We start from the raw sequence: 19,605 nt of genomic DNA on the forward strand, positions 1-19,605 counted from the left end.
CCCATGCAGCTGCCACGTATCAGGATTGAGATACAAACGCTCGGACGTCTTGGAAGGCGTCATCCCAGGAGCGAGGACGGTAGGACCTTTTAATGGTCTCGGCCTTGTGTTCCAGGGTGGCTTTGTCGAGGTATTTGACGATTTGGTCCAGGCATTCCCCGGCATCGTACGGTGAGAAGTAGTCGACGAGGTCTCCTCCCACCTCCGGCATCGAGGAAGTGTTCGAGGCCAGGCAGGGTTTGCCGTAAACGAGAGATTCAGCGATGGGTAGCCCCCACCCCTCGTAAAATGACGGGTAAATCGTGAAGCTGCAGTTGCGGTAGAGCCATTCGAGTTCGGCGTCGGTGACGGCCTGCGCGATCACAAACTGCTCTTTCGCTGTCTGGTCGTTGTTCAAGATGAACTGGATATCCCCGGTCTGCCATCCCATCTTGCCGGCCAGCACGATGGGTGGCAGCTCCACTTTGCGTTCCCGGGCCAAGCGCGCGACGTAGTACAGGAGCGTGTGGTTCTTGCGGATCTCGACGGTGCTGACACAGAGAATGTAGTTGCCGGGCATGAGGTCGGCATTTGGTGACACCGGTTTCCGGTCAACCGCCTGGGCCGATTCGTCCCCTAACCTCATCACGCCCACCGGCACCGTTTTGAGCCCATGCTCCTTGATGAATCTGAGACAGTCGCGCTTGGTGGACTCGGAGACGGCAATGAGACCGTCGGCGACCTGGCAAGTCTGCGCAAGGTAGTCAGTGAAGCGGCCGACCACCTCAGGCGGGACATAGCCGGGACAGAATACGGGTACCAGGTCGTGCACGACGTGGTAGAAGCGGAAGCCGGTTCGGTTGCGCAACACCTGAATCGCCGGCAGGTAGTCGGCATTATTCCAGTTGCCGCCGAGCACTATGACTGTGTCGCCTGCGGCGAATGGGCCTTCAACGGCACGGACGGACGCTTCAGTGAGGATTTGGCGGCGGACGCGCCGACCCACCGTCCGGACAAGGGGCACGCGGCCGGCAATGCGGCGGAGAAGGGATCGGGCTTTCGCCCTCTCTGACCCGACAACGGGAGCGGCGTTTGCCGCCACCCTGCGGATCTCCTCGAACGGAAACGCTTCGAAGGTGACTTTGCCCAAAGAGCTGCGCATGACGAAGAATTTCACGTCGGGCTGGGCCGCATACCTGAGTGCCACGTTGTACACGACTCGTTGAATGCCGGTGAAATGGCCTTGCCAGCCAACGATATCGGTAAGATCTATCCAGGTCGTATTTGATGTGGACATCTATGGTCTCTTTCGCTTATATGCGCGCGCAGCGTCGCCGAGCCGGTTTGCACGGCTCGGCGTCGGGAACGCGGCGGGCGGCGCCGATGCTCCACACGGTGCCGCCAACGCTTCTCACCACCGCAATTCCCTTGATGGTCCCGCCGTTACCGGCGCTCGACTGGCGGTACGAGGAAGTCGGGCACGTCCGCTCGAAGTGGGACGACAAGGTCGTTCCACAGGTCTCTTGCGTAGTCATCCCATGTGCGAGGTGGTCGTGACCGGGCCTGCATCCGCAACTGCTGGAGCAACTCGTCGTCGGTGAGCAGGCGCCGCATGGCGTCGCGAACCTCCGTGTCGGAGTAGGTGTCGACAAGCAGCGCACCGCCGCCTTCACCTATTTCCCGCATGCTGCCGAAGTTGGACGTGATACATGGAGTGCCTACCGCAATGGATTCGGCGGCCGGCAGACCGAACCCCTCATAGAATGACGGAAAAACGGTGAAACGCGCCAAGCGGTAGGCCGCCCATATGAGGTCATCGGAGGCCTTGGTGACGATGCGAATCGGTCTGCCGCTCGCGGACAACGCCGCCGCTCGGGTGACGAACTCGTCGCTTCCCCAGGAGTGCCCGCCGATGAAGACGAGACAGAATTCGTGGCCTTCCCGCCAGAGCCGCTCTGCGGCTTCGAGGATGGACAGGTGGTTCTTGCGCGGCTCATGTGAGCCCACCGCCAGAACCATGGGGAGGCCCCCGAGCCGCAGTTGTCGCTCAGCCTCGCCGATAACGTCAGCCGGTACGTCGCCCGCCTGGACGGGCAGTGGTACGGCGACCACCGAGGGCCCAGCCAGTCCGATCGCGGCGAGGCCTGATTTCCATCCCTCGTACTCAAGCGCGACCGAGTGGGAGATGGTCGCGATCCGCTGGCTGTGCCGCAGCGCGGTGAGATGGCGGGAGAAGCCGTCCGGCATTCCTGGAGTCGTGGTCTCCGAGACGACGATGGGAACGAGGTCGAAGGCGACGGAGCCGACCGCGTTGCGTGAGAACAGCCCGAGGGCACGCATGCGGCGCGCTCTGTCGGGTTCGGCGGCAAGTTCAGGAGTGACCACCGTCGCATGCCAGGGCACGATCAGATCGGTCAGTTCCTCGTCATCCGGCAGCGATGCATCCACGATGCCGAAGACGGCGGCTTCCCGCTGGGTCAGCCCCCGCATGGCGGTGAACTCCGGGGTCCACGCCACCAGAGTGATCCCATCTCGCTCAGCCGCCCACCGGCTGACAGTGTCGCGCACCACCCGTTGGATCCCGCTCGTGATGTTGGTGCGAACGGTGTTGCCGACATCGACGACGACATCGCGGGAAACCACTCGGACGTTCCGACTCTTCGCATCAGCCGACGCCAGCGCTCGAAACTCTTTCTCTTCCCTTGCCGGTTCGAGCTCAGCTGTTCGGGCCACTCTGATCACAGTCTCGTCGTCGGGGAGCTGGCCCGTGAGGACTGCGATCGCGAGCCAGACCTGCGCCCGGTCGAGCGGATCGATGAGTGACGACAGTGCTGACCCTGCTTTCGCCCCGCCAGCTGCCTGCCGGCCGAGCGCGTTCGCAAGCGTCGTCAGCCTGCCATGGCTTGCTCTGGTCACCGCTCGCCACCGTTCTCATCACCGATCAGGAAGTCCCACAGCTCGACGGCAAAGTCCTCCCAGGTGCGTTGGGGACGCTGTGAGATCTGCGCCCGCAGGTCGGCCCGCAGGGCCGGCTCGGTGACGAGTCGTCGCAGGCCCGCGGTTACCGAGCTGTCGTCGCGAGGGTCGACCAAAAGGCAACCACCGAGGCGCCCGAGCTCGCCCTGACTTCCGTAGCTTGTGGTCATCACCGGTGTGCCGACGGACAGCGCCTCGACGATCGGCAGACCGAAACCCTCTTGCAGGGATATGAAGGCAGCCGCATCCGCAGCGCCCAATTCCGACCACATGACGTCGTCCGAAACCATTCCCAGGTCGGTGATCGGGCGCCCCTTTGCGACGAGGCGCTGCTCAACCTCCCGAAACGATGCGAATTCCGCGCCCATGCGTCCCACAAAGCGGAGCTCGAAGTTCAGTCCCTCCCGCCAGAGCCGCTCGGCCGCCCACAGAATGGTTTCGTGATTCTTGTGGCGTTCACGAGTGCCGGGGCACACGATGACGACGCGACCGCTTGGCCTACCGGGTGACGTGTGCCTCGGGGTGTCCGACATTGCGCCGACAGTTGGCAGGGGCACCGCTCGGACGAGCGGCCCACGCAGCCCTTGGGCTGCCAATCCTTGCACGTACCCCTGGATTTCGCGTTCGGTGGTAGCGGAGTTGCAGGCGATCTTGTGCGAGTGCTTGATCACGGAAAGGAGCGCTGTCGAGTCCGCCGCCTCGCCCTGAACGCGCAGGTCGGCGCTGGTGATAGGGATGAGGTCGTGGGCGAAGTGATCTACGCGGTTGCCCGAGAAGCGCGCCATACACGCCCAACCGTCCGATTTGCTACCGTCGGGAGCGTCGAGGAAAAGCACGTCGGTGAGGTAAGGCACGACCAGGGTGGGGCCATCCCCGGTGACGCCGGGACGCTGTGCATGGTGCGCGCTTGCGACTTGCAAGCGGGCCAGCTCTTCAGGCCTCGGCGAACGCAATGCGCAGGAGTCTCGGTGCCACACGGCGACCGCGAGCGGATGCTTCGACGACCAGTACCGCAAGGTCTCGCGCACTGTGCGCTGAATGCCAGTCACGAAATCGACAGCGCCGGAGCTTTGTACCTCGACGACGGGCATTCCCGTCACCACCTGCATGCCTCGGTCGGCGTACGGGCCGGGCGCCGTGACGGCGCTGTCGAGCAATGCGACCGTCGACACCTCAGGCGCGTCGAGTTCCATGGCCCGTGAGAGCCGCAGGAACTCTGCGGTATCGGGGTATCTGCCATGAATGGCGACGAACAACAGCCAACGTTGCGCGGTTGCTTCCGGCTTGCGCGCTACATCGACCAACGACGGCAAGAGCGCTGCGGCCCGCTCGGCGGCATCGTCGCTGGTGGCCCCATCAGGATCTTCCTCCAAGAGGTGCTTCGCGGCCTCGCGCAGTCTTTCGGCGAGTGCGGCAACGAGAACGGCGGCGGAAGGCTTGGTGCCGCGCTTCATCGGCGCGCACGCCTTGCCAGGGCGCGTTGTGCGTTGCGCACCTTGCGGAGCGGGGCCTTGAGCCGTCGGGGAACCTTCGCCTTCAGGACCGAGATCGCATTCTTGAGCGGCACGGACTCGCTCCTGCGGCCGGCCATGGCGCCACCCCACGATCGGATCGCAACCGAACGCCAGTACAGCAGTTCCCGGTTCGCTGCGGCGAGCTGATCCGCGTGGTGCGCCTTCAGGTCCTCTTCCTGGAAGCGCGCGAAGTCGTCGAGCACGCACGCCGGATACGAGAGCACAGGACGAAGCTCGGAATGCTCCTCGGCCACGTAGAACCTTGACACCCCGTCGAAAAGGCAGAACTCATAGCCCGCGGCGAGCACCGCCGGTTCCCATGTTTCGCCGTTGCTCTCGGGGCGCAGGTCCTGCCCGGCCGTTGAGGCGGAAACCGTTCCTTCGACGACCAGGACCCACGGTCGCCACACGGAGAGGTCGACGGTGGAGAGGACGTCCGCCGCACGCTCGACGTCAATGAGCATGAACTGGATATCGCCGTGTCCCCAGCCGGTTGCGGCGAAGAGGTCGTCAAGCCTCGCTGTCGGAACGGTGGACCCCGGGGCGCTGGTCACTACCGCCTCGATCTGCCGGTCGCGTGAGCGTTGTTCGCGGTGGAGGGCTGCGTACTGCGGGACCGGTTCGACGGTTACCCCGCTCCAGCCATGGTCGTAGAACGCCCGGGTAGCTGAGTTTGTCCGGGGATGATCGGCGCCCACCTCGACGTAGTGGCCAGCGGCCACGTGCTGGAGTGCCCTCCACAGAACAACATCCTCGTTGTTCTGGCCGTACGAAATGAACCTTTCCCCTGACATGGACGGCAGTTTAACAGGGCAATCCCCCGCACACGGGTCAAGGGCAGGACGCGGAGCCGGCCGTTGATCACCAGCCGATGACCCACGCCGGCGACCGCCCCACGCGCTGAACCCGCTCATGGCGACAAGGCGGGTGGCCAGCCGTCGACCGACCCGCGACTGGTGTCGAAATCGACCAGCGTGAGGTCTGCGACCGTCATTACCTTGCGACCCCGATAGCGGGCTGCGGCGTCAATCACGATCCTCATGCGACGGCTGCGCCCAGCGGGCTCCGAGTCGTCTCCAGCGTGTCTGACGCCTCGGCTTGCTTCTCACCCACGAGCCGAGCTCCCGCGATCAGGAGCCCGATGACCACCCAGGTCCCGAGCATCAGCAGCGAGTGGAATGAGTTGGCTTGAAACGCCATCCCCACCAGAGCGAACGCATAGGGGCCGGACGGATGATCGAACCGGGCTCGCACAACCCCCCACAGCGACCGCAGCACCAACCAGATCAAAGGCAGGGTCAGGATGATGCCCACCAGCCCCATCTCACTGAGATAGGCCAGATAGTCGTTGTTCACCGGCTGCATCACCACGGCCTCATCGGGCGTGGTGGTGGGCGTTCCGTCTTGCAACAGCAGGCGCGAGTTGTTGGGCCCGACGCCGAGTAGCGGCTGATCGAGGAATATCTGCACCGTGCCCGGCCAGAGATCGTAACGTGTCCGGGCGGAATCCTCGCTCAAGTCGACCGCATGCGAGGTGAACGCCTCCATCGCGTTGGCCTTCTTGTTGTCCGGTGCGTAGGCATTCGGCATTGCGCCGGCCAGCGAGAGCAACCCGACGACGATCACGAAGGCGACGACCACGGATCTCGCGAAGTAGAGCAGCTCGCGCCACGAGCGTGTTACGGCGGTCATCGCCAGGACGCAGAGCAGCAAACCCAGAATCCCGCCCCGGGACAGGGTGAGCAGCAGGACTGTGAGCGTCGCGATCAGCAGGACCTGCTCGAAGGTCGTTGCCCTCCGGGTGCGCCAGCGGCGCACCAGCAGAATGCCGATCGGCAGAAAGAGGTAGTGGGCCAGGTAGAGCGGTTCGAGCGCAAATGACTGCACTCTGGGGAAGGGGAACGCGGCCGCGGAGGTGTACCGGGCATCGAGGAGCGTCCAGATCGTGGGCACACCGAAGGTGTCCCCGAAGAACTGGAAGAGACCGAAGCCGGTAACCACGACCGTCATCCATAAGACGAAGTCCTCGAACAGCTTGACTTCGCGTTCCCGGACGTACTGTGCGAGCACCCAGCCCCGGAGAAGACCCGAGAACAGCAGAATCGCCGCAGCCCACGCGATATTGGCGTTGAAGGCGGTCACCGTTGCCGCGATCGCCGCGACCACCGGCAGAGCGAATGCCACGGCCACTCGTGCGCTCGGCCAGCCACCTTCCCGCTGGTGATAGCCATCCCACGCCATGATTACCATGCGCTGCAACAGCAGCGGCAACAGGACCATCGAAACGTACGGCGGGCTCTCGGGCGGATTCGGCAGGTGCCCCAACGGCATCAATATGGCGATGATGGCAAGACCGGTAACGAACATGCCATTCGAGATGACGGTCGCCCGTCGGTGTTCGGAGGGCCTGACCGTGGCGGTCAACTCTCGCACCGTAGTCGTCACTGCGGAAGTTCCTTAACTTGATATGGCCCTCGGGGCGGTCCGGCAACCGCACGAGCATAGACCCAGGCGAGGTGTCGATCTGCCCGTCCCACAACGGCCGGCCGACGGCTAGTTCGCATGTCTGGCTGTGCTTCTCACGGCGGCCATCATCTGGCCGACCGTGCCCGGCCACGAGAATCGTGCGGCTTGCTTCAGCCCGGCCGATCGCATCTGCGCCCGCCGCGTCTCATCCGAGAAGACCTCGTGCAGCGCTGACGCCAGATCGTCCTGTTCGTCGAGCAGCAGTGCCGCCTCGCCCGCCACCTCCGGCAGCGAGGAGTTTCGGTACGTGACAACCGGGCATCCCGAGGCCATCGCCTCCAGGACGGGCAGCCCGAAACCTTCGTAGAGCGACGGGAACACGAAGGCCACCGCCCCGTTGTAGAGCTCGACCAGCTCGTCGGTGGCGATGAAACCGGGCCGGATTATGTCGGCGGCGTACGGCGAGGTGTCCAGCAGCCGCCGTAGGGACCGCTGGGCATTCGCGTCGAAGGTCACGAAGTCCTTGCCCACCAGGACCAGCTGACAGTCCTTCGTGGCCCGGAGTTCGTGAAATGCGTCGACCAGACCGACCACGTTCTTGCGAAAGTCGACGCCGCCCGTGTACAGCAGGTAAGGCTTTGTCACTCCGTACTTCGCGTGCGCAGTGCGTTCATCCGTTGGGGCGTACGCGGCGTTCGCGGCCAAGGGAATCACCGAGACCCGGTCGGGCGGCAACGCGGGCAGGTGCAACAGCAGGTCGCGGCGAGTGGCGTCGGAGATGGCGATGACACGGTCGGCCCTCGCGAGCTGTCGAAGCTGCCACCGGTACAGATAGGCCCGGAGATGTCCGCCGATCAGGCCCTTGACCCCCAGCCGACGCAGCGCGCCCAGCGACATCCGCGGCTGGTAGTGCGCGGCGAAGATGAGCGGGATCAGGTCGTACGCGATCGTGACCACTGGTGCCCCGGTCGGCAGTCCATTCGCAGAGTCAGGCTGGACGAAGACATTCAATCGATGTTCGCTGACGTCCAGTCGACCGCCGGGCCGCAGGGTGCCGAGAACGGCCCGCACCAACGGTTGCGTGGGAGGTTGTCCGAGCGAGACAACCTCCCACGACACGCCTTCGGGCAGGGCAAACTCCGCCTCCGGCGCCTCGTGGTCGTAACGGAACAGCACGAGGTGATCGTCCGGAGCCAGTTCGATCGCCTTGAGGAATTCGGTCAACACGACACCGATGCCGCGGTACCGGTGATAGGTCTGAAGCGCCCGAATGTCCAGGCCAACCCTCATCCGACTCAATCCTCCATCGCCGGAGAGAGACCGAGGAACCACGGAAGTCCCGTCGTTCTTCGACTGGCTTCGTTCATGACGCTGAATTCCGATCGGCCCGGCCTTAGTGGACCTTTACGCTCTCGAGCTTCAGGTCGTTCTCGACCATCATCGCGATCAGCTCGGCGAAGGTGACTTCGGGCTCCCAGCCGAGCACCTTTCGGGCCTTCGTCGGGTCGCCATGGAGCAGGTCGACCTCGGCCGGCCGCATGAAGCGAGGATCCTGCTTGACGTACGGCGTCCAGTCGTCGATACCAGCGGCCCGGAAGGCGTGGTCGAGCAGATCCTGGATGGTGTGGGTCTCGCCGGTCGCCAGCACGTAGTCATCGGGCTCGTCCTGCTGGAGCATCGACCACATGCCCTTGACGTAGTCGCCGGCGAAACCCCAGTCACGCTTGGAGTCGAGGTTGCCCAGGAAGAGGGAGTCCTGCAGGCCGAGCTTGATCCGGGCCACGGAACTCGTGACCTTCCGCGTCACGAACTCATGGCCGCGGCGGGGGGATTCGTGGTTGAACAGGATGCCACACGAGGCGTGCATGTTGTAGGACTCGCGGTAGTTGACGGTCATGTGGTGGGCAAATGCCTTGGCCACACCGTACGGGCTACGCGGGTGGAAGGGGGTCAACTCGGTCTGCGGAGTCTCTCGGACCTTGCCGTAGAGCTCGCTGGTCGAGGCCTGATAGAAACGGATCTTGCCCTTGCCCTCGTCGACGATGCGGATGGCTTCGAGCAGGCGGAGGGCGCCAAGTCCCGTGATGTTGCCAGTGTGCTCGGGCTGCGTGAAGGAGAAGGCCACGAACGAAATGGCGGCAAGGTTGTAGACCTCATCCGGCTGGCAGTAGGTGATGGCCTTGACGAGCGAGCTCATGTCGCCCAGATCACCTTCGAGCAGCTCCACGGTCGGCAGCAACGTCTCAACCATTTTGAGCTTCGGATTGTTCTGCCCGCGAATCAATCCGAATACCTGATACCCCTTACTGACCAGGAGCTCCGACAGATAGAGTCCGTCTTGACCCGTAATGCCAGTAATCAGGGCACGTTTCTGCGTTGCCAGTGCCATAGCTTGCCGGTTCTCCTCGTACTTGATCGGTAGTCCCCTGCCCACCCGTCACGAGCAAAGAGCCTCGTCATGGTACGTGAAGATCAGTCACGTAGCCAACAGCTGGGCTCCGCGGCCAGTGCAGCACCGGATGAGTCCTTCGGGGGTCATGTGGTCCTCCGTGGCTGCTGTGGTAGACGTTGACAAAGTGTCCGATCTTGTCGATGAGCTCTTGGCTCCTTGCCGGCAAGGGCGTCCGTAAAGCGAGCGCTCGCGGGAGTGCTCCACCGCCCTTGAATATCGTGGTCGTCATGTCGGGCATCCGGATCTGGCTGGCCACCACGGTGAACGCCGTCGACCTGGCCCGGCACGCCTTGGGTGAAGTTCTCGGCATCGACGTCGAGGCTGTCGAGATCGGCCGCGAGCCCGCCGGACGACCCTATGTCGTCGGCGTGGCCGGGCTGCACCTGGCTGTCAGCCACAGCCCGAACCTGGCGGCCGTGGCCGTCACGGAACTCGGCCCGCTGGGCATCGACGTCGAGCCGGTCCGCGGACTCCCCGCCACCGAACTGGCACGGCGTTGGTATTCCGAGGCCGAGGCCGACTGGATCGCTCGTCGCCCCGACGATTTTCTGCTGCTGTGGACCCAGAAGGAGGCCGTCGGCAAGGCTCTCGGGGTCGGCCTGCGCGGCGGCGGCCTGCGCCGCCCCATGCCGTTGCCGCCGGCCGCGGCGCTGACCGCGACCGTGTCCGGGCTGCCCTCGATGGCGGTGGCCGCGTGGATCCGCGACGGGATCGTGCTCGGCCTCGCCTGCGACTCGGCAGCGGCGCTCGGCGCCCCGGTCACCGTCTCGGTCGTCGGCCCGCCGGCTGCCGGCGGTCCCTGCCCGGCTGCGACCGAGCGCGTGCCCCCTCGGGCACATCCCGCCTGAGCGCGGACATGCCCGAGGGGGTACGAACGCCCGTCAGGCGGCGATCTGCTCGCGGGCCGCCTGGGTCACCGCCCGAAAGGGCTGCTGGTCACGCATGCCCCACGGCGAGCCGTACGCCGTCAGCAGGTCCAGGAACGGCACCGGGTCCAGCGCCTCGGGGCCGAGCACCCCGGTGCCCTTCCACACGCCCTGGGCCAGCAGCTCCAGCGCGACGACGGGGTTCACAGCGGTCTGCCACACCACCGCCTGGTGGCCGTATTCGCGCATGGACCATTCGTTGTCGACGACGTGGTAGAGGTACATCTCCTTGGGCCGGCCGTCGAGGCCCTTGCCCTTGACCCAGGTGCCGGCGCAGGTCTTGCCCGTCATCCGGGAGCCCAGCGTGGCGGGGTCGGGCAGTTGCGCGGCGAGCACGTCGCGCGGCGAGACCATGACCGTCGACTGGCCGCCGCCGATGGCGATCGGCCTGGTGGAGTCGAGGCCGAGCTTGTGCACGGTCTTCAGGATCTCGATGAACTCGGTGCCGAGGCCGTACTTGAAGGTCACCCGCTTGGCGTCGACCCAGCGCGGGATGAGGAGCACCTCCTCGTGCTCCACGTTGACGCACTCGACGGGGCCGATGCCCTCGGGGAAGTCGAACACCTCGGGCTCGCTGAACGGGGCGGTGGTGAACCAGCCGCGGTCGCGTTCCCAGATGATCGGCGGGTTGAGGCACTCCTCGATGGTGGTCCAGATGGAGAACGACGGGGCGAAGTCGAAGCCCTCCACGGTGATGTTGGACCCGTCCCGCACCCCTATCTCGTCGATCTCGGAGAACAGGTGGTCGGCGGCGTAGCGGGCGAAGATGTCGGACAGGCCGGGTTCGACGCCGATGCCGACGAGCGCCAGCCGGTCGGCGGCCTCCCAGGCGACGGCCTTGCCGAACTGCTGCTCGCCGAGCATCACGCCGGTCTGGGCGTACGGGTCGGTCGGGTGCGGGCGGGACAGCGACATGGCCATGTCGAGGTAGTCCGTGCCGGCCGCGTAGGCGCCGTCGAAGATCGGCATGACGAAGCGGGGGTCGACCGCGTTGAGCACATGCGTGATGCCGTGCTCGCGGCACAACCGGGCGACGTCGTCGGCCTGCGAGGCGTCGAGCCTCGCCGCGACGAACCGGTCGCCGAGCCCGGAGACGGCCCGTTGGGCACGTTCCAGGGAGTAGTCGGCCACCACCATGAGCTGGAAGAAGTCACGGCGAGCGGCGATGGCGGCTGCTGCACTGCCGACGCCACCAGCGCCGACCAGCAGGATACGCATAAAAGTCCCTTCAACACGTGGCAACAAATGCCACGAAACGACTTGCTTCAAGTGTGTTCCCGAGTCCCCGCGGGTGGATCACCAACGAGGACGGTGGGACGGAGGCGTCAGGAGTCGAAGCCGAGACCGGCGTGGTCCAGCGTGCGCAGCCACAGGTTGCGGCGCCCGTGGTGCTCGTCGGCGCGGGCCAGCGACCAGCGGGTCAGCTGGATGCCGAGCGAGCGCAGCGGCTCCGGAGGCAGCGGCCAGGGCTTGGACCGTACGAAGTCCAGCCTGGTGCGCTCCGTGGACTGCCCCGCGAGATGGTCGAGCATCACCTGCGCGCCGAAGCGGGTCGCGCCCACGCCCAGTCCGGTGTAGCCGGCCGCGTAGGCCAGCCGACCGCCGAAGGCGGTGCCGAAGAAGGCGCAGAAGCGGGTGCAGGTGTCGATCACCCCGCCCCAGCTGTGCGTGAACCGCAGCCCTTCCAGCTGCGGGAACGTGGTGAAGAAGTGCTCGGCCAGCCGGGCGAAGGTGTCCTGGCGCTGTTCGAGGGTCGGCCCGATCCGGTTGCCGAAGTGGTAGATCGCGTCGTAGCCGCCGAACAGGATCCGGTTGTCCGCGGTGAGCCGGTAATAGTGGAACTGGTTCGCCGAGTCGCCCAGCCCCTGCCGGTGCCGCCAGCCCAGGGCGGCCAGCTGCTCGGCGGTGAGCGGCTCGGTCATCAGGGCGTAGTCGTACACCGGGATCAGGTAGCGCTTGAGTTTGCGCACCAGCGGCCCGAAGGCGCTGGTCGCCAGCGCGACCCGGGCCGCCCGCACCTCGCCGTGCGGCGTGCGCAGCAGCAGGCCGTCGCGCCCGCTGCTCAGCCCGAGCACCGGGGTGCCCTCGTAGATGCGCACCCCCAGGGTCAGGCAGGCCTGCCGCAGCCCCCAGGCCAGCTTCGCCGGGTCGACCATGGCCACCCGGTCGCGGTCCCACCAGCCGCCCAGGTACGTGGGCGAGTCGACCTCGGCCCGCACCTGGTCGCGGTCGAACACCTCGGCGCGGTAACCCATCGAGCGGGTCAGCTCCGCCGACTCGTGCAGCCAGTCCAGCTGGTACGCGGAGGTGGCCACCTCCAGTTCACCGGTGCGCTCGAAGTCGCAGTCGATGCTGTACCGGCTCAGCGTGTCCTCGATCTGGTCGAGGTTCTCCCGGCCGAGCCGTTCCAGCTCGGTGATCTCGTCCGGGAAGCGGTCCACCCCGTTGGCGAGCCCGTGCGTGAGGCTCGCGGAGCAGAAACCGCCGTTGCGTCCGGAGGCGGCATGGCCGCACACCCCCGACTCCAGCACGACCACGTCGGTCGACGGGTCGCGCTCCTTGGCCAGCAGCGCCGTCCACAGGCCGCTGTAGCCGCCCCCGATGACTGCCAGCTGCGCGGTGGTCGCGCTGGTCAGCGGGGGCACGGGTGCCGGCCGCTGCGGCCGGTCCGTCCAGTACGGCGTCGGCGACGCATCTGACAGCGCCGACGCCCACAGTTTTGATCCTTTGGCCCGCATGAGCCGATCTCCTCCTTCTACTACCGGGAAGCCGTTTTGCGGCTCCTTTTCCCTATAAATGGCCAGACAAACGAAATGTCTGGGAATACCAAACGACCGCCGAGCCGGCTCCCCACGAATCAGGCGTGGGGCCGGTCGGCGGCCGTCAGGTGCGCTAGGACGTCGCGGCGCGGCGGGCGGAGCGGCGACGGGTGCGCAGCTGGCCCGCGATGACGAACGCGAACGAGATCAGGAACATCGCGGTGGCGATCGCGTTGACCTGCGGCGGGATGCCGCGCAGGTTCGAGCCCCAGATGAACATGGGGAAGGTCGTGTAGTCACTGGTGCCGGTGACGAAGTTCGTGATGATGAAGTCGTCGAAGCTCAGCGAGAACGCGAGCAGGGCGGCGGCCACGATGCCGGGCAGCACCAGCGGCAGGATGACCAGACAAAACGCCTGCCACGGCGTCGCGTACAGGTCCATCGCCGCCTCCTGCAGCCTCGGATCCAGCCCGGCCAACCGCGCCTTCACGGTCACCACTACAAACGATATGCAGAACATGACATGCGCGATCAGGATCGTCAAGAAGCCCATCGGGATCTGCAGGCCCAGGAACAGGGTCAACAGCGAGGTGCCCATGACGATCTCGGGGGTGGCCATCGGCAGGAAGATCAGCGTGTTGGTCGATCCCCGGCCGAAGAAACGGTATCGAACCAGGGCAAACGAGATCAAAGTGCCCAGGATGGTGGCGATCAACGTCGCGGACAGGCCGACGTAGATGCTGCGCGTCAGCGACTCGCAGATGCCCGCCGCCCCGCAGATGTCGGTCCAGTTGTGCCAGGTGAACGAGAAGGTCTCGAAGTCGAGCACGTACGTCGTGTTGCGGCTGGCCGGCTGGTTGAACGACAGCAGCATGACCACGGCGATCGGCACGAACAGGTAGCCCAGCAGCACGAAGCCGAGCAGCAGCACCCACTTCTCGGCGAGCCAGCGCCAGAACGTGCGCATCAGACCACCTCCTCCGTGCCGAAGACGCGTACGTAGATCATCACGAGCACCAGGATGGTCAGCATCAGCATCACCGACAGCGCCGAGGCGATCGGGTAATCGTTGACCACCAGGAACCGCGACTGGATCACGCTGCCGATCATCTGCGTGTTCGGGCCGCCCAGCAGCTGGGCGTTGACGTAGTCGCCGGCCGCCGGGATGAACGTGAGCAGCGTGCCCGCGAGCACGCCCGGCATGGACAGCGGCAGCGTCACGCGGAAGAAGCTGCGCACCGGCCCGTGGTAGAGGTCGCGGGCCGCCTCCAGCAGCCGCACGTCGAGCTTGTCGAGGCTGGCGTAGAGCGGCAGCACCATGAACGGCAGGAAGTTGTAGACCAGGCCCGCGATCACCGCGAACTCGGTCGCCAGCAGCCTTCCGTCCGGCGGCAGGATGTGCAGCCACTTCAGGAAGTCGACCACCGGCCCGCTGTCGGACAGGATCGCCTTCCAGGAGTAGGTGCGCACCAGATAGCTGGTGAAGAACGGCGCGATCACGCCGACCAGCATCAGGTTCTTCCAGCGCCCGCCCTTGATCGCGATGGCGTACGCCAGCGGGTAGCCCAGCGCCACGCAGATCACCGTGGTGATCAGCGCGTACCACAGCGACCGCAGGAACTGGACGTGGAACATCTCCCACGCGTCGGCGTAGTTGGAGAACGACCAGGCGAACGTGTAACCGGTCTCGATCGACCCGCTGGGGTCCCAGAGGCTGGCCATGGCCAGCTGGAACACCGGGAAGACGAAGAACACCCCGAGCCAGAGCAGACCCGGCGCGAGTAGGGCATACGGGATCCACCGCCGCCGGCGCATCCCGGCCGGCGGTTCGACCGGGATCTCGGTGGCGGCGGCGGGCGTGCCCGACGCCGTGGGAAGCAGGGCGGCCACGTCAGCTCCCCACGAGGAACGAGTGCGCGGGCGACCAGTGCACCGCCACCTCCGCCCCGGGCAGCGCCGGGTTCGCGATGCCGGAGTTGGGCACGAACACGGTCAGCTCGCTGCCCCACGGTGCGCGCACCAGATACTGCGTGGAGACGCCGGTGAAGGAGGCGTCGGTGATGACGCCCCGCACCGCCGCGTGGCCCGAGGGCACCGCGTCCAGGTCGTCGGCCAGGTGCAGCTTCTCCGGGCGTACGCCCAGCAGGGCCGCGCCGGAGGTGACCCGGCACCGGGCCGACGGCACCGCCAGCCGGTTGCCGTGCGCGTCGACGGTCACGTGGCCGTCGGCCTGCCCGGTGACCTCGGCTTTGATCAGGTTGGACTGGCCGAGGAAGTTGGCCACGAACGCCGAGGCGGGGAACTCGTACATCTCGGCGGGCGCGCCCAGCTGCTCGATCCGGCCCGCCTGCATCACGGCGACCGTGTCGGCCATGGTCATGGCCTCCTCCTGGTCGTGCGTGACGTGCACGAAGGTGATGCCGACCTCGGTCTGGATGCGCTTGAGCTCGATCTGCATCTGGCGGCGCAGCTTGAGGTCGAGCGCGCCGAGCGGCTCGTCGAGCAGCAGCACCTCGGGCTGGTTGACCAGCGCCCGGGCCAGCGCCACCCGCTGCTGCTGCCCACCGGACAGCTGCGCCGGGCGGCGCGTGCCGTACTGCCCCAGCTGGACCAGGTCGAGCATCTCGGCGACCTTGCGGCGGGTGTCCGCCCTGTTCTCGCCCTTGCGGCGCAGACCGAACGCCACGTTGTCCGCGACGTTCATGTGCGGGAACAGCGCGTAGCTCTGGAACACCGTGTTGACCGGCCGCTTGTAGGGGCGCATCCGGGTGATGTCCAGCCCGCCGAGCATGATCCGCCCGGCGGTCGGCTCCTCCAGACCCGCCACCATGCGCAGCGTGGTGGTCTTGCCGCAGCCCGACGCGCCGAGCAGCGCGAAGAACGAGCCGTCCGGAATGGTCAGGGTGAGGTCGTCGACGGCGGCGAACCCGCCGAACGTCTTGGTGACGTTCTCGATGCAGAGGTCCTGGTCGGTCAACCTGTCACGCCCCGATCGCTGCCTGGAACCTGCCCGTGTACTCCTTCTCCTCCGCCTCGGTCAGCGGCTTGAAGATCTTGATCTTCGCCTGCATCTCGGCGTTGGGGAAGATGAGCGGGTTCTGCGCGAGGTCGGGGTCGATCTTGACCATCTCCTCCTGCGCGCCCGCCACCGGGCAGACGTAATTGACGAACGCGGCCAGCTCAGCGGCCACCTTCGGATCGTAGTAGTAGTCGATCAACGCCATGGCGTTCGCGGCGTGCGGCGAGGTCACCGGGATCAGCATGTTGTCCGACCAGAGCATCATGCCCTCGTCCGGGGTGACCAGTTTGATCTTGTCGTTCTCGAAGCCGAGCTGGATCACGTCGCCGGACCACGCGATGCAGGCGGCGATGTCACCCTTGGCCAGGTCCTGCACGTAGTCGTTGCCGGTGAAGCGGCGGATCTGCCCCGAGGCCACGGCCGCCTTCAGCTTCTCCAGCGCCGCGTCGAAGTCGGCGGTGGTGAAGTCGCCCGGGTCCTTGCCGTTCGACATGAGCATGAAGCCCATGGTGTCGCGCATCTCGGTGAGGCAGGTGACCTTGCCCTTCAGGTCGGCGCGGGTCAGCAGCTCGTCGACGGTGCGCACCTCCTTGGCCACCGCGGTGTTCACGCCGATGCCGGTCAGACCCGACTGCCACGGGGCCGCGTACTCCATGTTCGGGTCGAACTGGCGGCTGCGCAGCGTCGGGGCGAGATTCTTCAGGAACGTGGCGACCTTGTCCGGGTTGAACTTCGCCGCGAAGCCGTTGCGGATGAAGGTCGTCGCCATCCAGTCGGTGAACACCACGATGTCGCGGTCGATCGGCTGGCAGGCGGCCAGCTGCGTCCGGATCTTGCCGTAGAACTCGTTGTTGTCGTTGATGTCGGCGGTGTAGGACACGTCGATGCCGGTCTTCGCCTTGAACGCGACCAGCGTCGGGTGGACCTCGGCGTTCTTCTCGTCCTCGTCCATGTACGCGGGCCAGTTCGAGAACGCGATCTTGCGCTCGGTGGCCGACAGGTCGGCCGTGGTGCAGCGCGGGCCCGCGGACGGGCCGGCCGTGCCGCCGGTGCCCTTGGTGCCGCAGGCGGCGAGCGCACCGCCGGCCACCGCGAAGGCCCCGCCGGCGAGAGCCCCGCGCAGCACGTTCCGGCGCGACGGCATGGCCGCCAGCACTGCCTGGGCCTGCGGGGAGAGTGGTATGCGACGAGCCATCGAACGTTCCTTCACTGCCAGAGGGGTGTACAGGCGCAGATATCACTTACTGACTGAAGACGGTGCGGTGCCACGGCTTCGCGGCGACCGCGGTGGTGTCGTACATGACGTGCTTGATCTGGGTGTACTCGTCGAACGAGTACGTGGACATGTCCTTTCCGAAGCCGGAGCGACGGTAACCCCCGTGTGGCATCTCGCTGATGATCGGGATGTGGTCGTTGACCCACACGCATCCGGCGCGCAGCTCGCGCGTGCCCCGAAGCGACCGGTGGACGTCCCGCGTCCACACGCTCGCCGCCAGTCCGTACGGCGTGTCGTTGGCCAGTGCCACACCCTCATCATCGGCGTCGAACGGCAGCACGACCAGCACCGGGCCGAAGACCTCGTGCTGGACGATCTCGCTGTCCTGCGCGGCGTCGACGACCAGGGTGGGCGCGTAGTAGGCGCCGTGCGCCAGACCCTCGGGCACCCGGCCGCCCGCCACGATCTTGGCACCCGCCGCGCGGGCCCGGTCGACGAAGCCCGCCACCCGGTCGCGCTGGGCGAGGCTGATCAGCGGGCCGATGTCGGTCGCCGGGTCCCGCGGGTCACCGGCGCGTACGCCCTCGAACAGCTCCGCGACCCGGGCCACGAACCGGTCGTAGAGCGGCCGCTGCACGTAGGCGCGGGTGGCGGCGGTGCAGTCCTGACCGCTGTTGATCAGCGACCCGGCCACCGCGCCCTGCGCCGCGGCCTCCACGTCCGCGTCGTCGAAGACCAGGAACGGGGCCTTGCCGCCCAGCTCCAGGTGCACCCGCTTGACCGCGCCCGCGGCGCTCGCGCCGATCCCCCGGCCGACCGCGGTCGAGCCGGTGAAGCTGACCATGTCCACGTCGGGGTGCGCGACCAGCGCCGCCCCGGCGACCGGGCCGCGCCCGGTGACCACGTTGACGACGCCCGCCGGGATGCCCGCGTCGAGGCACGCCTGCGCGAACATCACGCTGGTCAGCGGGGTCAGCTCGGCGGGCTTGAGCACGATGGTGTTGCCCGCCGCGATCGCGGGCAGGATCTTCCAGGCCGCCATCTGCAGCGGGTAGTTCCACGGCGAGATCGAGCCGACCACGCCGATCGCCTCGCGCCGCACGTAGCTGGTGTGGTCGGCGGAGTACTCCCCCGCCGCCTTGCCCTGCAGGTCGCGCGCCGCGCCGGCGAAGAAGGCGGTGTTGTCGATGGTGCCCGGCACGTCGAACTCGGTCGCCAGGCGCACCGGCTTGCCGGTCTGCGCCACCTCGGCGGCGACGAAATCCGCGGCCCGCTCCGACAGCAGCGCGGCCAGGCGGTGCAGGGCCCCGGAGCGCTCGCCCGGCGTCGCGCCGGACCAACCCGGGAAAGCCGCCCGCGCGGCCGCCACGGCCGCTGCCACATCTTCCTGACCAGCCAGTCCGTACTCCGCGACGGTGCTACCGTCGGCGGGGTCGACCACCGTGAAGCGCTCACCCGACGTGCCGTCCGCGATCCGGGCACCGATCACGTTCGGCGAAAAGCCGGTCATATCGCCTCCCACTGTCAGATGTGCAACAACCCGTGGCGCGACGATCGTGACATGACGTGCGCCACATGACAAGGGATTCCGTGGCGAATCTGGAGTGCGACTACGGATTCCGGCACCCGATATCGCGACTTGATGACGTTTCCGTTACGGGGGTGGCCGCTAAGTGCCGGAATCGTCTGCCTCGTAGCGATACGATGCGCGGGCTGGACCATCACGCGCTCCCCTTTGCGTACGCCCCAGGAGGCCTCATTGCCGACGCCCGCCGACTCCGCCACGCGCGGTGTCATCCGCCGCCACCCTCAACTCAACCACGCCAACCATGCGCTACTCGACGACATCGCCAAGCAGATCATCGAGCAGTTGCAGGAGGACGGCCGCAGACCGTACGCGACCATCGGCCGCGCGGTCGGCTTGAGCGAGGCGGCGGTGCGACAGCGCGTGCAGCGGCTCATCGACGCGGGCGTCATGCAGATCGTGGCCGTGACCGATCCACTCCAACTGGGGCTGGGCCGCCAGGCGATGATCGGCGTGAAGACCACGGGCGACCTGGAGGGCATCGCCGACCGGATCTCCGAGATCGAGGAGGTCGACTACGTGGTGATCACGGCCGGGTCGTACGACCTGCTGCTCGAGGCCGTGTGCCGTAACGACGACCACCTGCTGGAGATCCTGCACGAGGTGCGGGCCGTCGACGGGGTGATCGGGGCCGAGGTCTTCGTCTACCTCAAGCTCCGCAAACAGACCTACTCCTGGGGCACCGGCACCGCCTGACCCCGACTTGTCATAGA

16 protein-coding genes are annotated in these 19,605 nt (G+C 66.6%); 2 read left to right on the forward strand and 14 right to left on the reverse strand.

Features of this window, described 5'->3' with window-relative positions:
- Positions 1 to 19: 19 nt before the first annotated feature.
- The 7 genes from F9C41_RS33535 to gmd all read right to left on the reverse strand — a co-directional run bounded on the left by F9C41_RS33535 (position 20) and on the right by gmd (position 9,324).
- Positions 20 to 1,276, reverse strand: a complete 1,257-nt coding sequence (locus tag F9C41_RS33535) for a glycosyltransferase family 4 protein (RefSeq protein ID WP_155390857.1) — start codon at positions 1,274 to 1,276, stop codon at positions 20 to 22.
- Between the two features lie 146 nt (positions 1,277 to 1,422).
- The gene (locus tag F9C41_RS33540; RefSeq protein WP_155390858.1) at positions 1,423 to 2,895 is read right to left on the reverse strand and encodes a glycosyltransferase family 4 protein; all 1,473 of its coding nucleotides are present in this window, start codon (positions 2,893 to 2,895) and stop codon (positions 1,423 to 1,425) included.
- Complete coding sequence (locus F9C41_RS33545; RefSeq protein ID WP_155390859.1) at positions 2,892 to 4,409, reverse strand: glycosyltransferase; 1,518 nt, start codon at positions 4,407 to 4,409, stop codon at positions 2,892 to 2,894. Before F9C41_RS33545 ends, F9C41_RS33540 begins: the two co-directional genes overlap by 4 nt.
- A complete protein-coding gene (locus tag F9C41_RS33550; RefSeq protein ID WP_155390860.1) occupies positions 4,406 to 5,263 on the reverse strand; it encodes a hypothetical protein in 858 nt (285 codons plus the stop codon). The genes F9C41_RS33545 and F9C41_RS33550 overlap by 4 nt, the downstream gene beginning before the upstream one ends.
- 244 nt (positions 5,264 to 5,507) lie before the next feature.
- Positions 5,508 to 6,893, reverse strand: coding sequence for an O-antigen ligase family protein (locus F9C41_RS33555; RefSeq protein ID WP_155390861.1), 1,386 nt, complete (start codon positions 6,891 to 6,893; stop codon positions 5,508 to 5,510).
- A 129-nt stretch (positions 6,894 to 7,022) separates the two neighbouring features.
- Positions 7,023 to 8,225, reverse strand: a complete 1,203-nt coding sequence (locus F9C41_RS33560; protein ID WP_155390862.1) for a glycosyltransferase family 4 protein — start codon at positions 8,223 to 8,225, stop codon at positions 7,023 to 7,025.
- A gap of 103 nt (positions 8,226 to 8,328) precedes the next feature.
- A complete protein-coding gene (gene gmd, locus F9C41_RS33565) occupies positions 8,329 to 9,324 on the reverse strand; it encodes a GDP-mannose 4,6-dehydratase (protein WP_155390863.1) in 996 nt (331 codons plus the stop codon).
- 290 nt (positions 9,325 to 9,614) lie between these two features.
- Between gmd and F9C41_RS33570 the strand changes: the two genes are divergently transcribed.
- Positions 9,615 to 10,235 (forward strand): 4'-phosphopantetheinyl transferase family protein, encoded by a 621-nt coding sequence (locus F9C41_RS33570; protein ID WP_155390864.1) that lies wholly within the window; start codon positions 9,615 to 9,617, stop codon positions 10,233 to 10,235.
- 33 nt (positions 10,236 to 10,268) lie between these two features.
- Here the strand turns inward: F9C41_RS33570 and F9C41_RS33575 are convergent, their stop codons facing one another.
- The 7 genes from F9C41_RS33575 to F9C41_RS33605 form a co-directional block, all read right to left on the reverse strand.
- Positions 10,269 to 11,531: a saccharopine dehydrogenase family protein gene (locus tag F9C41_RS33575; RefSeq protein WP_155390865.1), complete on the reverse strand. Its 1,263-nt coding sequence runs from the start codon at positions 11,529 to 11,531 to the stop codon at positions 10,269 to 10,271.
- A 107-nt stretch (positions 11,532 to 11,638) separates the two neighbouring features.
- Positions 11,639 to 13,051: an NAD(P)/FAD-dependent oxidoreductase gene (locus F9C41_RS33580; protein ID WP_155390866.1), complete on the reverse strand. Its 1,413-nt coding sequence runs from the start codon at positions 13,049 to 13,051 to the stop codon at positions 11,639 to 11,641.
- 154 nt (positions 13,052 to 13,205) lie between these two features.
- Positions 13,206 to 14,039 carry an ABC transporter permease gene (locus F9C41_RS33585; protein ID WP_155390867.1) on the reverse strand — a complete coding sequence of 278 codons (834 nt, stop codon included), beginning with the start codon at positions 14,037 to 14,039 and terminating at the stop codon, positions 13,206 to 13,208.
- Complete coding sequence (locus F9C41_RS33590; protein ID WP_330164802.1) at positions 14,039 to 14,962, reverse strand: ABC transporter permease; 924 nt, start codon at positions 14,960 to 14,962, stop codon at positions 14,039 to 14,041. Before F9C41_RS33590 ends, F9C41_RS33585 begins: the two co-directional genes overlap by 1 nt.
- A gap of 1 nt (position 14,963) precedes the next feature.
- Positions 14,964 to 16,049 (reverse strand): ABC transporter ATP-binding protein, encoded by a 1,086-nt coding sequence (locus F9C41_RS33595; RefSeq protein ID WP_155390868.1) that lies wholly within the window; start codon positions 16,047 to 16,049, stop codon positions 14,964 to 14,966.
- Between the two features lie 4 nt (positions 16,050 to 16,053).
- On the reverse strand, positions 16,054 to 17,286 hold the full coding sequence (locus F9C41_RS33600) for a polyamine ABC transporter substrate-binding protein (protein ID WP_155390869.1): 1,233 nt from the start codon (positions 17,284 to 17,286) through the stop codon (positions 16,054 to 16,056).
- 46 nt (positions 17,287 to 17,332) lie between these two features.
- The gene (locus tag F9C41_RS33605; protein ID WP_155390870.1) at positions 17,333 to 18,817 is read right to left on the reverse strand and encodes a gamma-aminobutyraldehyde dehydrogenase; all 1,485 of its coding nucleotides are present in this window, start codon (positions 18,815 to 18,817) and stop codon (positions 17,333 to 17,335) included.
- A 285-nt stretch (positions 18,818 to 19,102) separates the two neighbouring features.
- Between F9C41_RS33605 and F9C41_RS33610 the strand changes: the two genes are divergently transcribed.
- Positions 19,103 to 19,588 (forward strand): Lrp/AsnC family transcriptional regulator, encoded by a 486-nt coding sequence (locus F9C41_RS33610; protein ID WP_196280067.1) that lies wholly within the window; start codon positions 19,103 to 19,105, stop codon positions 19,586 to 19,588.
- The last annotated feature ends 17 nt before the right edge of the window (positions 19,589 to 19,605 follow it).

Origin of the sequence: Catellatospora paridis (genome assembly GCF_009720365.1) — a bacterium.
Lineage (GTDB): Bacteria > Actinomycetota > Actinomycetes > Mycobacteriales > Micromonosporaceae > Catellatospora > Catellatospora paridis.

Excerpts from the sequence above, each read along its gene's own strand:
- F9C41_RS33535 (WP_155390857.1), bottom strand. The coding sequence starts at position 1,276 with ATGTCCACATCAAATACGACCTGGATAGATCTTACCGATATCGTTGGC.
- F9C41_RS33545 (WP_155390859.1), bottom strand. The coding sequence starts at position 4,409 with ATGAAGCGCGGCACCAAGCCTTCCGCCGCCGTTCTCGTTGCCGCACTC.
- F9C41_RS33550 (WP_155390860.1), bottom strand. The coding sequence starts at position 5,263 with ATGTCAGGGGAAAGGTTCATTTCGTACGGCCAGAACAACGAGGATGTT.
- F9C41_RS33560 (WP_155390862.1), bottom strand. The coding sequence starts at position 8,225 with ATGAGGGTTGGCCTGGACATTCGGGCGCTTCAGACCTATCACCGGTAC.
- gmd (WP_155390863.1), bottom strand. The coding sequence starts at position 9,324 with ATGGCACTGGCAACGCAGAAACGTGCCCTGATTACTGGCATTACGGGT.
- F9C41_RS33570 (WP_155390864.1), top strand. The coding sequence starts at position 9,615 with ATGTCGGGCATCCGGATCTGGCTGGCCACCACGGTGAACGCCGTCGAC.
- F9C41_RS33575 (WP_155390865.1), bottom strand. The coding sequence starts at position 11,531 with ATGCGTATCCTGCTGGTCGGCGCTGGTGGCGTCGGCAGTGCAGCAGCC.
- F9C41_RS33580 (WP_155390866.1), bottom strand. The coding sequence starts at position 13,051 with ATGCGGGCCAAAGGATCAAAACTGTGGGCGTCGGCGCTGTCAGATGCG.
- F9C41_RS33585 (WP_155390867.1), bottom strand. The coding sequence starts at position 14,039 with ATGCGCACGTTCTGGCGCTGGCTCGCCGAGAAGTGGGTGCTGCTGCTC.
- F9C41_RS33600 (WP_155390869.1), bottom strand. The coding sequence starts at position 17,286 with ATGGCTCGTCGCATACCACTCTCCCCGCAGGCCCAGGCAGTGCTGGCG.
- F9C41_RS33605 (WP_155390870.1), bottom strand. The coding sequence starts at position 18,817 with ATGACCGGCTTTTCGCCGAACGTGATCGGTGCCCGGATCGCGGACGGC.